This is a genomic window from Pseudomonas sp. LBUM1670 (assembly GCF_059695695.1).
In genome coordinates this window covers 380,030-393,083 of record NZ_CP166783.1, presented here as the reverse complement: position 1 = coordinate 393,083, position 13,054 = coordinate 380,030, and the positions used below count along the sequence as shown (strand labels likewise).

Here is a 13,054-nt window from a genome sequence, read left to right as displayed (position 1 = left end):
CAAGGTTTGAGGTGATGCGGAGGCCTCGGCTGACTCAGAACCGAGGTGACCCCTTCGCGAGCAAGCCCGCTCCCACACTGGTTTTGTAAACGACACAGATCCAGTGTGGGAGCGGGCTTGCTCGCGAAGGCGGTTCAGCAGGCGCTGAAGGTTAGAGAACCTGCCGCAAAAACGCCTGAGCCCGCGGGTCCTTCGGCGCATCGAAGAACTCGGCCGGGGAGGCGTCTTCCAGCAATTTGCCGTGATCGAAGAACAGCACCCGATCCGCCACTTCCCGGGCGAAACCCATTTCATGGGTGACGCAGACCATGGTCATGCCTTCCACGGCCAGGGTTTTCATCACGTCCAACACTTCGCCGACCATTTCCGGGTCGAGGGCCGAGGTCGGCTCATCGAACAGCATGACCTTGGGTTCCATGGCCAGCGCTCGGGCAATCGCCACGCGCTGTTGCTGACCGCCGGACAGGCGCGACGGGTACTCGTTGGCCTTTTGCGCAATACCGACCTTCTCTAGCAATGCCAACGCTTTGGCTTCACGCTCCTTCTTGCCGCGCTTGCGCACGACTTTCTGGGCGAGGCAGAGGTTTTCCAGCACGGTCATGTGCGGGAACAGGTTGAAGTGCTGGAACACCATGCCGACTTCGCGACGGTAGGCATTCACGTCGGTTTTCGGGTCGGCCAGTTGCAGACCGTCGATGCTCACCGAGCCCGAGTCGAATTCTTCCAGGCCATTGAGGCAGCGCAGAAACGTCGACTTGCCGGAACCGGACGGGCCGATCACTACCAGCACTTCGCCCTTGGCGACGGTTGTGCTGACGTTATCCACCGCGCGCACTATCTGACCGCGGGTGTCGAAGACTTTTACCAGTTCGCGGACTTCAATCACTTTGCGCGAGCCTCCGCTCAAGCCGGCTGGCGATTTTCGACAGCGGCAGGTTGATCAACAAATACAGACCGGCCACGCAGAACAGGATTTCGAATGGCGAGAACGAGGTGGTGATGACTTCGCGGCCGCTTTTCAGCAGCTCGGTAATCGCGATCACCGACACCAGCGAGGTGTCCTTGACCAGGCTGATGAATTGCCCGGCGAGCGGCGGCAGCACGCGTTTGAACGCTTGCGGCAGCACCACGTGGCGCATCGACTGACCCGCGCTCAAGCCGAGGGAACGCGCGGCTTCGTTCTGGCCTCGGGCGATCGACTGCACGCCGGAGCGGATGATCTCCGCCACATAGGCACCGGTGAACAGCGACAGCGCGGCGATCCCGGCGAACTCCCGCGACAGGTTCATCACGGTGCCGATGAAGAAGTAGAAAATGAAAATCTGCACCAACAATGGCGTACCGCGCACCAGTTCGACGTATATCGTCGACAGATCACGCAGGGTCGGGTTGTTCGACAGACGGCACAGGCCGGTTGCCAAGCCGATCAGCAAGCCGAGCACGCCAGACACCACGGACAACCACAAGGTGGTCCAAAGACCCCACATCAGCGGGCCGGCAGCCCAATGGCGAGTCACGCCAATCACGTCACCTTCGGCCACATCATCGCCCTGAGCGACTTGCAGGCTGTTGTCGTCGACGGTTACGTGTTGCTCGTCCCCGGCGTCGTTGCGCAGGGTGACTTCAGCCTTGTCGCCTTTGCGCACCAGTTCGCTGACGGTCGAGATGTCGGCGGCGCGCTGGGACTCTTCGGCGTGGTAGGCGAAATACTGCGGCACGCGGTTCCAGCGCCATTCGTAGGACATCAGCGAGGTGGCGTAATACAACGCGCCGGCCAGGCCGATCAGCACCATCACGGTCAAGACGTGCCAGGGCCATTGGGCTTTTTTCTGTTTCATGGGGTAAGCAGGTTCCGAATTCTGTGTCGCCAGGGAGGCCGTCTTCGCGAGCAAGCCCGCTCCCACATTGGACCGAGTCGTCAGTCACTACGCGGTCAATTGTGGGAGCGGGCTTGCTCGCGAATGGGGCGACGCGGTCTATCTGACCGAGCCTTATTCCATGTCCTTTTGCCAAGCGGTGTCTTTGAACCACTTGTCATGGATGCGATCGTAGGTGCCGTCTTCGCGGATCTGGTGCAGGAAGTTGTTGATGAAGTTGATGCTGTCGTAGTCACCCTTCTTCAGACCGAAGGCCAGCGGTTCGTAGGTGAACGGCTTGTCGAGGAACACCAGTTTGCCGTTGCCGACCTTGTTCACGGCCACAACGTTGTAAGGCGCGTCATAGATGAAGGCGTCGGCCTTGCCGTTGACCACGTCGAGCACCGCTTCCTGCTCGTTGTCGTAGCCGTGGTACTTGGCCTGGGAGATCAGCTTTTTAGCAACCATCTCGCCGGTGGTGCCGAGCTTGGAGGTGATGCGGTAGTCGGCGGTGTTCAGGTCTTTATAGGACTTGATGGTGCCTTCCAGCTCCTTGCGGATCAGCAAGGTCTGGCCGACCACGATGAACGGTTCGCTGAAGTTCAGGCGCAGGTTGCGTTCCTGGGTCAGGGTCATGCCACTGCCGATCATGTCGAACTTGTCGGTCAGCAGGGCCGGGATGATGCCGTCGTAGCCGGTGGACACCATCTCCAGTTTGACACCCATGGCCTTGGCCATGGCTTTGAGGATGTCGACTTCGAAGCCGATGATCTCGCCGCGCTTGTTGGTCATCTCGAACGGCATGTAGGTCGGGTCCATGCCGACTTTCAGCGTGCCGCGCTTGACCGCGTCATCGATGGCACCGGCCTGCGCCGCGCTGACTGCAACCAATGCCGTGACGCCGACCAGCAGCATCGAGAGGTACTTCTTCATCATCATGTCCCCAAACCCATTGCGTTGTGAGGCGCGCAAACGGCGGCTCCCCTCAGGAAACGCACCGCTGCGGACAAAAATTATCCGGGCGCACCAATTCGGGGACGGATGCTAACGTACTCGCTCGTTTGCACAAGTGTTTGAGAACGATGAGACGAAAAAAACCCCGCTTTCGCGGGGTTCTTTGTTATGCCAATTGCGGTTGCGTAGTCAGCGGCTTGAGCGGCAGCAACGGCGCATGGGGATCGGAATTAACCGATTTGCGCCAGGCTTCCAGCCACTCGGGATGACCTTCGTTCCAGACCTGCTCATGCAAACGAGCCAGTGCCACCGGATCGCTCAGCAGTTGCACGCGCTCATTGTTGGTAAGGCCGTCAGGCCCGGCTTTCATTGCATGGCGAACACGCTCGATCCGCAGCCACTCGATCGGCTCGGCCTCACGGTGACGCGAAGTCGCCAGCGAGCACGCCAGGGCGCTCTGCTGTGGATCGACCACCGAGCGGACGAAGCCGTCTTTCAACGCGTGATAACGATTTTCGTGAGTGTACTGGTCAGTCGACAGCAACGCCTGCGGGGGATTGTATTCCTCAGGGATCAGGAACAGGCTCTCGTCACGGGACTTGAGGCCCAGGCCCACGCGGCTGGAGATCACCGACACCGGAATCGACAGCATCAACGATCCGACGATCGGCACCAGCCACCAGAGGAAGCTCGGGTTCAACCAGATCACCAGCAGCGCCCAGAAGAAGCCCAGCAGGGTTTGCGGACCGTGGCGCTTGACCGCTTCGCTCCATGGAGTGGAATCATCGTCACGTTGCGGCGAGTTCCAGGTCGCGGCCCAGCCGAGGAACGCAGCGAGGACGAAACGGGTGTGGAAAATCATCCGCACCGGCGCCAGCAGCATGGAGAACAGCATCTCCAGCAGCATCGACAAGGTCACCTTGAACTTGCCGCCGAACTCTTTCGCGCCCTTGGCCCAGATCAGGATGATGCTCAACAACTTCGGCAGGAACAGCAGCACGATGGTGGTCGAGAACAACGCGATCGCCTTGTCCGGGTGCCATTGTGGCCACAGCGGATAAAGCTGACGCGGCTCCAGGAAGTACTGCGGTTCCATCAGCGTGTTGACCGCCAGCAGCGCCGTCGATAGCACGAGGAAGAAGAACCACAACGGTGCCGACAGGTAAGACATCACGCCCGTCAGGAACACCGCGCGGTGTACCGGGTGCATGCCCTTGACCAGGAACAGGCGGAAGTTCATCAGGTTACCGTGGCACCAGCGACGGTCACGCTTGAGTTCGTCCAGCAGATTCGGCGGCAGTTCTTCGTAGCTGCCCGGCAAGTCGTAGGCAATCCACACGCCCCAGCCGGCACGGCGCATCAGCGCGGCTTCGACGAAGTCGTGGGACAGAATCGCACCGGCAAACGCGCCTTTACCCGGCAACGGCGCCAGGGCGCAGTGCTCGATGAACGGCTTCATGCGAATGATCGCGTTGTGACCCCAGTAGTGGGATTCGCCCAACTGCCAGAAGTGCAGACCGGCGGTAAACAGCGGACCGTACACCCGGGTCGCAAACTGCTGCATGCGCGCATACAGCGTGTCCATGCCCGAAGCGCGCGGCGCGGTTTGAATGATCCCGGCGTCCGGCGTGGCTTCCATCAAGCGCACCAGACTGGTCAGGCACTCACCGCTCATCACGGAGTCAGCGTCGAGCACGACCATGTACTTGTAGTCACCGCCCCAGCGACGGCAGAAGTCGTCGAGGTTGCCGCTTTTGCGTTTTACCCGACGGCGACGGCGGCGATAGAAAATCTTGCCGAAGCCCTTGGCCTCGCGGCAAACGTCCAGCCAGGCCTGCTGCTCGGCAACGCAGATGTCGGCATCGTTACTGTCGCTGAGGACGAAAAAGTCGAAGCGATCCAGGTCACCCGTAGCCGCAACCGACTCGAACGTCGCGCGCAAACCGGCGAACACCCGTGGCACGTCTTCGTTGCAGATCGGCATCACCAGTGCGGTGCGCGCGTCCTTGGCGATCGGCTCGTTGCCGGCACTTTTACCGGAGATGCGGTATTTGTCGTGACCGGTGAGCAACTCGAGGAAGCCCATCAGCGCTGTCCAGAAACCGGCCGACACCCAGCAGAACAGAATCCCGAACATGATCAGGATGCTGGTTTGCAGCGCATACGGCAGCACTTGCGTGACGGTTTGCATCACGGGTTGATGCAGGACTTCGTTCAGGTCGACGAACGACCAGCCCTGGTACGGCATGATGCCTTTCATGTACCAGCCGGCGACGATGGTTTGACCGAGCATCAGTACCAGCAGGATGTAACGGCGGATCGAACCGACCGTACGCCAGCGCGCGGCTGGCAATACGTTCTCGTCTTTCGGCGGGGCCGGCGGATTGGTGCGACCGGTCAGACGCCGCCAGCCACGCACCAGAATGTTGGTGCGCCACGGCTCGGGCACGACTTTGGTCCGGCGGATCGGTGGCGTTGCCTTGAGGCAAACCCGACCGCTGGCGTCGAGCACCAGCATTTCCGCTTCTTCCAGCTCTTCAGCGGAGTTCAGGGTCAAACGACGGCCCACCGAGGCTTGAGCAGCCTCGGCTGGTGCGTCGAACGTCGAGGACGACAGGCGCTGGTGCAGCTCGCTGAAGGACTGGCAGCCCGCGAGTTCCGCGCGCTGCTCGTCGGTCATCGGTAAATGCGCCAGATACTCGGCAAGAGTCTCTGGCTGAACTTGAGAATTACTCATCGGCAGGCAACTGGTAGCTCCAGGTCTCGGTCAGGACTTCTTCAGTCGGTGCCGATTCCGGTGTGGCTGGGGCCGCGTCCGCAGCAGCAGGCTGCTTGGCGTCTTTGTTGTCCTTGTCCTTGGCCTCTACGACTGGCTTGGCTTCGGCCTGCTTGGCCTCGGCGGCCTTCGCTTCCTTGTCCGCTTTCTCCGCTTGCCTGGCCGCAACCTTGTCAGCCTTGACAACAGAAGAACTGGACGATGGAACCGAAGACTTGGCGAGATCGGCAGGCACGACGTTCTGAACCAGTGCTGCACGCATCTCGGTGGACTTGCCTGGATCCTTGATTTTCATCCGCAGGGTCAGGCGCCAGCCTTTGGTTTCAGGATTGTAACGCACGCTGTTCTCGACCAGCTCGGCGTTGTCGCCAACGCTGACCTGGCTGCGAACGTCCGCATCCGGAGACAAGGCCGCCAGGGACGGGCCTTCGAAGTCCACCAGGTAGGCAACGCTGCCGTCCGGCTGGCGGATCAGGTTGGACTGTTTCACGTCACCCGTGGAACGCAGGGTCTGTTGGACCCAAGCGCTGTCCGGTGCATGAAGCGACGCTTCGTCGATGGTCCAGTGCATGCGGTAGCCGAATTCCAGCGGCTGGCCAGGCTCCGGCAATTTTTCCGGGCTCCAGAACGCAACGATGTTGTCGTTGGTTTCGTCGGCGGTCGGGATTTCAACCAGGTCTACAGAACCCTTGCCCCAGTCGCCTTTTGGCTCGATCCAGGCACTTGGGCGTTTGTCGTAGCGGTCATCGAGGTCTTCGTAGTGACTGAAGTCACGGCCACGTTGCAGCAGGCCGAAACCGCGCGGGTTCTCGATCGAGAAGTTGCTCACCGCCAGGTGTTTCGGGTTGTTCAGAGGACGCCAGATCCATTCGCCGTTGCCGGCATGGATCGACAGACCGCTGGAATCATGCAGCTCGCGACGGTAGTTCAGCACTTTGGAAGGCTGGTTGGCGCCGAACAGGAACATGCTGGTCAGCGGTGCAACGCCGAGCTTGGTGACCTTGTCACGCAGGAACATCTGAGCCTTGACGTCAACAACGGTGTCGCTGCCCGGACGCAGGGTCAGGCGATACGCACCGGTGGCGCGTGGCGAATCCAGCAGGGCGAAAATGACCAGGTGCTTGTCACCCGGTTTCGGCTGTTGAACCCAGAACTCGGTGAAACGCGGGAATTCTTCGCCGGACGGCAACGCGGTATCGATGGCCATGCCGCGAGCGGACAAGCCATAGGTGTGACCCTTGCCGATAACGCGGAAGTAACTCGCGCCGAGCATGGTCATGATTTCGTCTTGCTTGTCGGCCTTGTTGATCGGGTACAGCACACGGAAGCCGGCGTAACCCAGCTGTTCGGTGGCTTTAGGATCGAACTTCACATCGCCGAAATCGAAACGACTTGGGTCGTATTTGATCTCTTCGACGGTGTTGGCCGTGATTTGGTTGATTTTCACCGGCGTATCGAAGTGCATGCCCTGGTGATAGAACGACAGTTTGAACGGGGTTTTCTGATCAGCCCATTCCGCTTTCTCGGTGCGGAAGCGAATTTTCTGATAGTCCGCGAATTTCATCTCGCGGAATTCGTTCGGCAGGTTACTGCGCGGGGCTTCGTATTTCTGCCCGGCCAGCTCTTTTGCCTTGGCCGACACATCATCCAGACTGAATGCCCAAAGCTGGCCGGCGCTGAGCAGGCAGAGCAGAGCAGAGCCCGCTACCAGAGCGTTTCGTAACCGTTTGGCAGACAATTTTGGTGCAATACAGGGACTAACAATCACGAGCAACCCTCGCCGAAAACAGATCAAAAAACCAACGGCCAGTTGAAGGGCCTGTGAGGTAGACGGCATGAAAAACCCGCCCCTACAGACCACTCTTGCCAAGTTGGCGAGCATTGTTCCGACTCCTATGGGGCCAAATGATTCCCCAACAGGTCCAGGACAAGTCTCTACCTAAGTCAAAACGGACCAACGAACGCTGATCCCCGTAGCGCGCGATTATCTAGTAGGCCGCGTTACAACGCATCAGGCGCAACAAAGTATTTCTCACGAAAAACCCCTGTTTTCAGTGAAAAAGCTCTTAAAAACTTGTTTCAAGCGCTTTCAGGTCTGTAACAGGAAGGTTACCGGGCCATCATTGACCAGGTGCACCTGCATATCCGCGCCGAATCTACCTGATGCCACAGTGCCATGCACCTGTTTCGCTTTCCCTAATAGATAGTCGAAAAGCTCCTCGCCCAGCGCTGGAGGGGCAGCGGTCGAAAAACCCGGGCGCAACCCGCTTCTGGTGTCGGCGGCCAGGGTGAACTGAGAGACCAGCAGCAACCCGCCACCGACATCCGCCAAAGACAGATTCATCTTGCCCTCGGCGTCACTGAATACACGATAGTTAAGCAGCTTATGCAGAAGTTTGTCGGCGCTGGCCCGAGTATCCTCGGGCTCGACCGCGACCAGAACCAGCAACCCCTGATCGACTGCACCGACCACCTCCCCCGCTACCTCGACTCGCGCGCCACGCACGCGTTGCAACAGGCCCTTCATGCTTCTTCAGGGGACAGGTCGAGCAAGCGCCGGGCCATCTGATCGGCGGCGCGCACCAGTGCATCGGTAATGCCCGGCTCGGAAGCGGCATGCCCGGCGTCACGGATGACCTGCAGTTCACTGTTCGGCCAGTTCTGATGCAATTCCCAGGCGTTATCCAGCGGGCAGATCACGTCATAACGACCGTGGACGATCACGCCCGGCAAATGGGCGATCTTGCCCATGTCGCGAATCAGCTGGTTCGGCTCCAGGAACGCATTGTTGGTGAAGTAATGACATTCAATGCGGGCAATCGACAACGCGCGCTGTGGCTCGGAGAAACGATCGACCACCAGCGGGTTCGGGCGCAAGGTCGCCGTCCGGCCTTCCCAGGTGGACCAGGCTTTGGCCGCGTGCATCTGAGCAATCTGGTCGTTACCGGTCAGGCGCTTGTGGAAAGCGCTGAGCAAGTCTTCGCGCTCATCCAGCGGGATCGGCGCGAGGTAGTCCTGCCAGTAATCGGGGAACAGACGGCTGGCGCCGGCCTGATAGAACCACTCGATTTCCTGCGGACGGCAGAGAAAAATCCCGCGCAGAATCAGACCGTGCACACGCTCCGGGTGGGTTTGCGCGTAGGCCAGCGCCAGGGTCGAGCCCCACGAACCGCCGAACAGCACCCATTTGTCGATGCCCAGGTGCTGGCGAATCCGCTCAAGGTCGGCGACCAGATCCCAAGTGGTGTTGTTTTCCAGGCTGGCGTGGGGGGTGGAGCGACCGCAACCGCGCTGGTCGAAGGTGACGATGCGATACAGGTTCGGATCAAAAAAACAGCGACTCTGTGCATCACACCCGGCGCCGGGGCCGCCGTGGATGAACACCACCGGCAAACCTTCCGGTGAACCGCTTTCGTCGACATACAGGGTGTGGGTTTCATCGACGGCCAGATCGTGCCGGGCGTGGGGTTTGATCTGCGGGTACAAAGTCTGCATTGCGCGCTCCGTAAGGGGTCGAGGTCATCCCTGGGGGGACTACTATTATTCTGCCGTCCGGCATCATAAACCCGAATTACGTCAATGAGCATGCACTTGTAGGAGCGAGCTCGCTCGCGATGGTCGTCAACGAAAACGCGTTGTCTCAGACACCCCGAGGAGTTCTCGGGTTTATCGCGAGCGAGCTCGCTCCTACAGGGATTGCGCCGGGCATGATCGTTCCCGCTCAGTCACCGGTAGTGCTTTTCGCCCCAAGCCAACAGCCCATGCAACAATTCCTTGAGCACCACCTGAGTGGGCGCCGCCAGGTCCGGGCGATAACGGAACGGCTCAAACTCTTCCATGTACGTGCACTGGCCCAACTCCAGTTGCACGGCGTGGATGTTTTCCGCCGGGTTACCGTAATGCCGGGTGATGTGGCCGCCCTTGAAACGACCGTTCAGCACATGGCTGTAGTCGCCGTGCTGCGCGCAGATCGCTTCCAGCTGAGTGGCCAATTGTGGGTCGCAACTGGCGCCGTTGAAGGTGCCGAGGTTGAAGTCCGGCAGTTTGCCGTCAAACAGGTGCGGGATGATCGAGCGGATCGAATGCGCATCGAACAGCAGCGCATAGCCGAACTCGGCTTTCAATCGCGCCAGCTCGTTCTGCAACGTGCTGTGATACGGCGTCCAGACCTGCTCCAGATAGGTCGCGCGTTCCGTTGCCGAGGGCTCCATACCCTCACGGAACAACGGAATGCCATCGAACAGTGTCGCCGGGTACAGGCCGGTGGTCGCGCCTGCGTACAAAGGCTTGTCGTCGGACGGTCGATTCAGGTCGATGACAAACCGCGAGTACTCGGCGGCCAAAGTGCTGGCGCCCAGCTCGGCAGCAAATTCGTAGAGCTGCGGGATGTGCCAGTCGGTGTCCGGCAGGCTTTTCGCGTCGGGGATCAACCCGGCTTCGACCGCCGGGGTCAGGCGCAGGCCGGCGTGGGGCATGCTGATCAGCAGCGGCACGCGGCCTTGTTTGAAGTTCAGAACCTTATCCACAACTGCTCTCCTGAACGCTCGTTTCAACGCCGTGACGCACGACGCGTTTCTCCAGATCACCGCCCAGCCAGTACGACAGGTCGGCGGGACGATCGATTTGCCAGGCCACGAAATCCGCGACCTTGCCGGCTTCCAGCGTGCCGTGCGTCTCGGCCATGCCCAACGCAGTCGCGGCATGAATCGTCGCACCGGCGAGGGCTTCTTCCGGGGTCATGCGGAAACAGGTGCAGGCCATGTTCAGCATCAGGCGCAGCGACAGCGCAGGCGAAGTGCCGGGATTGAGGTCGCTGGCGATGGCGATTTTCACGCCGTGTTTGCGCAGCGCGTCCATCGGCGGCAGTTGGGTTTCACGCAGGAAGTAGAACGCGCCGGGCAGCAACACGGCAACGGTGCCGGACGCGGCCATGGCGATGGCGTCTTCTTCGGTCATGAACTCCAGATGGTCGGCCGACAGTGCGTGATAACGCGCCGCCAGACTCGAACCGTGCAGCGATGACAGTTGCTCGGCGTGCAGCTTCACCGGCAAGCCGAGTTCTTGTGCGGTGATGAACACGCGCTCGACCTGCGCTGGCGAGAACGCCAGGTATTCGCAGAACGCGTCCACCGCATCCACCAAGCCTTCGGCGGCGAGCGCGGGGAGCATCTCGGCGCAGATGTGATTGATGTAGTCATCGGCGCGGTCCACATACTCCGGCGGCAAGGCATGGGCCGCCAGGCAGGTGCTGCGCACGCTGATCGGAAGTTCGGCGCCGAGACGGCGAATCACTCGCAGGATCTTGCGTTCGCTGGCCAGGTCCAGGCCGTAGCCGGATTTCATTTCGACCGTGGTGACGCCGTCGCGCATCAGGCTTTTCAGACGCTTGGCGGCGCTGGCGAACAGTTCGTCTTCGCTGGCCGCGCGAGTGGAGCGTACGGTGCTGGCGATGCCGCCACCGGCCGCGGCAATTTCCGCGTAGCTGACGCCTTGCAGGCGCTGTTCGAATTCACCGCTGCGGTTACCGCCGAACACCGTGTGGGTGTGGCAGTCGATCAGGCCCGGTGTGACCCAGGCCCCTTTCAAATCGTTGACGGTCGGGTATTCGCCCGCCGGCAGTTCAGCGCGAGGGCCGATCCACTCAATGCGCGCACCGGACGTCACGATGGCCGCATCCTCGATGACCGAGTAGACGCCTTGCGCCATGGTTGCGACGTGGCAGTGTTGCCAGAGGGTTTTCATCCCTTAGTCTCCACAATATTCAAGAATTCGCGAGCAAGCCCGCTCCCACAGTGGAACGCGTACTCCCTGTGGGAGCGGGCTTGCTCGCGAAGAGGCCATCACAGGCTAGGCAAAATTTTCGTCGTGACCAGCTCATTCAGGCAACGCGAAGCCAACAGTTCCGTGGCCGCATTGATATCCGGCGCAAAGAACCGGTCCTTCTCATAGAACGGCACTTCTTTACGCAGAATCCCGCGAGCCTTCTCCAGTTTCGGCGAGGTCTTCAGACCATCACGCAAGTCCAGCCCCTGAACGGCCGCCAACCATTCCACCGCGAGAATCCCGCGGGTGTTCTCGGCCATTTCCCACAGACGCTTGCCCGCCGCCGGGGCCATGGACACGTGGTCTTCCTGGTTCGCCGAGGTCGGCAGGCTGTCCACCGAATGCGGATGGGACAACGCCTTGTTTTCGCTGGCGAGTGCCGCAGCGGTCACTTGAGCGATCATGAAACCGGAGTTCACGCCGCCATTGGCCACCAGGAACGGCGGCAGTTGCGACATGTGCTTGTCCATCATCAGCGAGATGCGGCGTTCGCTCAGCGAGCCGATTTCAGCGATGGCCAAGGCCATGTTGTCAGCAGCCATCGCGACAGGTTCGGCGTGGAAGTTACCGCCGGAGATCACGTCACCTTCCGCGGCAAATACCAGGGGGTTATCCGAAACGGCGTTGGCTTCGACAGCGAGCACTTCGGCGGCCTGACGGAACTGGGTCAGGCAGGCGCCCATGACTTGCGGCTGGCAGCGCAGGGAGTACGGGTCCTGAACCTTTTCGCAGTTCTCGTGCGAATCGGAGACTTCACTGCGCTCGCCCAGCAGATCGCGGTAAGCGGCAGCGGCGTCGATCTGGCCTTTCTGGCCACGCGCATCGTGGATGCGCGCATCGAACGGCGAGCGCGAACCCAGCACCGCTTCGACGGTCAGGCCGCCGAGGGCCAGGGCGCCCGCGAACAGGTCTTCACCTTCAAACAGACCGCGCAGCGCATAAGCGGTGGACACCTGAGTGCCGTTGAGCAGCGCCAGGCCTTCTTTCGCGGCCAGGGTCAGCGGGGTCAGACCGGCGACTTTGAGCGCTTCGGTGGCTTCCATCCACTCGCCTTTGTAACGCGCCTTGCCTTCGCCCAGCAGCACCAGCGACATGTGGGCCAATGGCGCCAGGTCGCCGGAGGCACCGACCGAACCTTTCAATGGAATGTGCGGGTAAACCTCGGCGTTGATCAGGGCGATCAGCGCGTCGATGACCACGCGGCGAATACCGGAGAAACCACGGCTCAGGCTGTTGACCTTGAGCACCATGACCAGACGCACCAACGCGTCACTGATCGGCTGGCCGACGCCGGCGGCGTGGGACAGGACCAGCGAGCGCTGCAGGTTTTCCAGGTCTTCGCTGGCGATGCGGGTCGAAGCCAGCAAGCCAAAACCGGTGTTGATGCCGTAGGCGGTGCGGTTCTCGGCGAGGATTTGTTCCACGCAGGCAACGCTGGCTTCGATCTGCGCCGAGGCACTGTTGTCGAGGGTGATTTTGACCGGTTGCTGATAGATATCACGCAGTTGGGCAAGGCTCAGTTGGCCGGGAATCAAATTTAGCGCAGTCACGTTTATTCTCCTTTTGAGAGTCTTTTTGTTAACTAACCAGACGCTCCGGAAATGTCCGTTGTCCGTCGCTTCCCGCCTTGTGGGGGGGTGGCGCC

10 protein-coding genes are annotated in these 13,054 nt (G+C 60.7%); all 10 read right to left on the bottom strand.

Annotation, left to right across the window (positions count from 1 at the left end; genetic code table 11):
- Positions 1–151: 151 nt before the first annotated feature.
- The 10 genes from ACA073_RS01875 to hutH all read right to left on the bottom strand — a co-directional run bounded on the left by ACA073_RS01875 (position 152) and on the right by hutH (position 12,959).
- Positions 152–886 carry an amino acid ABC transporter ATP-binding protein gene (locus tag ACA073_RS01875; RefSeq protein WP_497401210.1) on the bottom strand — a complete coding sequence of 245 codons (735 nt, stop codon included), beginning with the start codon at positions 884–886 and terminating at the stop codon, positions 152–154.
- Positions 879–1,838 carry an amino acid ABC transporter permease gene (locus ACA073_RS01870; protein WP_497401209.1) on the bottom strand — a complete coding sequence of 320 codons (960 nt, stop codon included), beginning with the start codon at positions 1,836–1,838 and terminating at the stop codon, positions 879–881. Before ACA073_RS01870 ends, ACA073_RS01875 begins: the two co-directional genes overlap by 8 nt.
- A 153-nt stretch (positions 1,839–1,991) precedes the next feature.
- The gene (locus ACA073_RS01865) at positions 1,992–2,789 is read right to left on the bottom strand and encodes a transporter substrate-binding domain-containing protein (protein ID WP_461952251.1); all 798 of its coding nucleotides are present in this window, start codon (positions 2,787–2,789) and stop codon (positions 1,992–1,994) included.
- A 187-nt stretch (positions 2,790–2,976) separates the two neighbouring features.
- A complete protein-coding gene (gene mdoH / locus ACA073_RS01860) occupies positions 2,977–5,547 on the bottom strand; it encodes a glucans biosynthesis glucosyltransferase MdoH (RefSeq protein ID WP_497401208.1) in 2,571 nt (856 codons plus the stop codon).
- Positions 5,540–7,354 carry a glucan biosynthesis protein G gene (locus tag ACA073_RS01855; RefSeq protein WP_497401206.1) on the bottom strand — a complete coding sequence of 605 codons (1,815 nt, stop codon included), beginning with the start codon at positions 7,352–7,354 and terminating at the stop codon, positions 5,540–5,542. Before ACA073_RS01855 ends, mdoH begins: the two co-directional genes overlap by 8 nt.
- Before the next feature lie 321 nt (positions 7,355–7,675).
- Positions 7,676–8,113, bottom strand: coding sequence for a D-aminoacyl-tRNA deacylase (gene dtd / locus ACA073_RS01850; protein WP_414879933.1), 438 nt, complete (start codon positions 8,111–8,113; stop codon positions 7,676–7,678).
- Positions 8,110–9,081, bottom strand: coding sequence for a prolyl aminopeptidase (gene pip, locus ACA073_RS01845; protein ID WP_497401205.1), 972 nt, complete (start codon positions 9,079–9,081; stop codon positions 8,110–8,112). Before pip ends, dtd begins: the two co-directional genes overlap by 4 nt.
- Before the next feature lie 230 nt (positions 9,082–9,311).
- Positions 9,312–10,112 (bottom strand): N-formylglutamate deformylase, encoded by an 801-nt coding sequence (gene hutG / locus ACA073_RS01840; protein ID WP_497401204.1) that lies wholly within the window; start codon positions 10,110–10,112, stop codon positions 9,312–9,314.
- Positions 10,105–11,328, bottom strand: coding sequence for an imidazolonepropionase (gene hutI / locus ACA073_RS01835; protein ID WP_497401202.1), 1,224 nt, complete (start codon positions 11,326–11,328; stop codon positions 10,105–10,107). Before hutI ends, hutG begins: the two co-directional genes overlap by 8 nt.
- A gap of 98 nt (positions 11,329–11,426) precedes the next feature.
- Positions 11,427–12,959: a histidine ammonia-lyase gene (gene hutH / locus ACA073_RS01830; RefSeq protein ID WP_497401201.1), complete on the bottom strand. Its 1,533-nt coding sequence runs from the start codon at positions 12,957–12,959 to the stop codon at positions 11,427–11,429.
- Between the last annotated feature and the right edge of the window lie 95 nt (positions 12,960–13,054).

What these genes read in the sequence shown, in the direction of transcription:
- ACA073_RS01870 (WP_497401209.1), bottom strand. Translation starts at nt 1,838, where the DNA reads ATGAAACAGAAAAAAGCCCAATGGCCCTGGCACGTCTTGACCGTGATG.
- ACA073_RS01865 (WP_461952251.1), bottom strand. Translation starts at nt 2,789, where the DNA reads ATGAAGAAGTACCTCTCGATGCTGCTGGTCGGCGTCACGGCATTGGTT.
- mdoH (WP_497401208.1), bottom strand. Translation starts at nt 5,547, where the DNA reads ATGAGTAATTCTCAAGTTCAGCCAGAGACTCTTGCCGAGTATCTGGCG.
- dtd (WP_414879933.1), bottom strand. Translation starts at nt 8,113, where the DNA reads ATGAAGGGCCTGTTGCAACGCGTGCGTGGCGCGCGAGTCGAGGTAGCG.
- pip (WP_497401205.1), bottom strand. Translation starts at nt 9,081, where the DNA reads ATGCAGACTTTGTACCCGCAGATCAAACCCCACGCCCGGCACGATCTG.
- hutI (WP_497401202.1), bottom strand. Translation starts at nt 11,328, where the DNA reads ATGAAAACCCTCTGGCAACACTGCCACGTCGCAACCATGGCGCAAGGC.